The 1,340-nt window shown below is 71.0% G+C and carries 1 protein-coding gene and 1 pseudogene; both read right to left on the bottom strand.

All coding sequences use genetic code 11. The features are described from left to right. Positions 1–176, bottom strand: a pseudogene (locus tag HUK84_RS18545) (glycosyltransferase family 39 protein); the annotation flags it as partial. Between the two features lie 65 nt (positions 177–241). Then, positions 242–1,309, bottom strand: coding sequence for a glycosyltransferase family 2 protein (locus tag HUK84_RS18540; protein WP_317135314.1), 1,068 nt, complete (start codon positions 1,307–1,309; stop codon positions 242–244). Positions 1,310–1,340: the final 31 nt, after the last annotated feature.

The raw sequence follows: 1,340 nt of genomic DNA, 5'->3' as shown, positions 1-1,340 counted from the left end.
GTGTCGCCGAAGAGCGCGCACCCGGCGCGGATCCACACCGCCACCATCGGCGGATGGTCCAGATAGCCGGGGGCCAGCGCCCGCGACCACACCCAGTAATAGGCTTCGTCGGGCGACAGCCCGCTGCACCCCGCCACCACCAGGCGCAGCACGGTCACCGCCGCCAGCGCGACCAGCCAGCCCCCCGGAACGGACCCCGTCGAGGAACGGCCCCCGTCGCCCCCGGGCGACAAGCCGCCGATCAACGCGCGCGCCAGATCAGGGTCGAGGACACCGCGTAGTTCCACACCACCGCGATCGCCGCCCCGGCCGCGCCCGCCTGCCCCCACCCGCCGTCGCTGCGGAAGATGGCGCGCGCGATGCCGATATCGGCCACCGCTCCCACCGAGCAGATGGCCAGGAACAGCCCCAGCCCCAGCCACATCCGCCCGCCGCGCAGCCGGCAGTCGCGATAGGTCAGGGAATTGTTCATCCAGAAATTGGTCACCATGGCGACCAGCGTGCCGGCCCCCTGCCCGGTCGCGAAATCCACGCCCAGCCCCCGCGCCGCCGACAGCACCGCCAGGTTGACCAGAATGCCCACCAGCCCAACCAGCGCGAAGCCGACGAAGCGCACCGGCAGGAACCCGCGGCACAATTTGTCCAGCATCATCGCCAGGAACTGCAGCAGCACCAGCACGTCCAGCTTGCTTTCGCCCGCCGCGCGCGGGCGAAAGACGAACGGCACCTCCAGCACGCGCGGCCGCCGCGGCGCCGACAGAAACACGTCCAGCAGGATCTTGAACCCGGTCCCCGACAAATGCGGCACCGCCTGCGCGAACAGGTCGCGGCGCATGGCGAAGAAACCGCTCATCGGATCGCTCAGCCGTACCGGCAGCATCATCCGCACCAGCCTGATCCCGGAATCGGACAGCACGGTCCGCCAGCGATTCGCCAGCCCGGCATTGTCGCCGCCCGCCACGTGCCGGCTGCCCACGGCGATGTCGTACCCGTCACGCGCCACCGCGTCGATCAGTGGCCCCAGGCAGGATTCGTCATGCTGCATGTCGCCGTCCATCACGGCGATCACCCGCGCCGAGGACGACAGCGCCCCCTCGATCACCGCCGAGGACAGGCCCCGCCGCCCCACCCGCAGGATTCCGCGCACCCGCCCGTCCTGCTCGGCCAGTTCCCGCACCGCGTCGATCGTCCCGTCGGGCGAATTGTCGTCGACGAAGATCACTTCCCAGTCCCGTCCCGCCAGCGCGGCGGACAGGGCGGCGACCAGCGGACGCACATTGACCCGTTCGTTATAGCAGGGGACGATGATGCTGACCGCCGCAACCCGCCGGCCGGCGGCC

The organism is Nguyenibacter vanlangensis, from assembly GCF_013376155.1.
GTDB lineage: Bacteria > Pseudomonadota > Alphaproteobacteria > Acetobacterales > Acetobacteraceae > Gluconacetobacter > Gluconacetobacter vanlangensis.
This window is presented reverse-complemented; position numbering and strand designations above follow the sequence as displayed.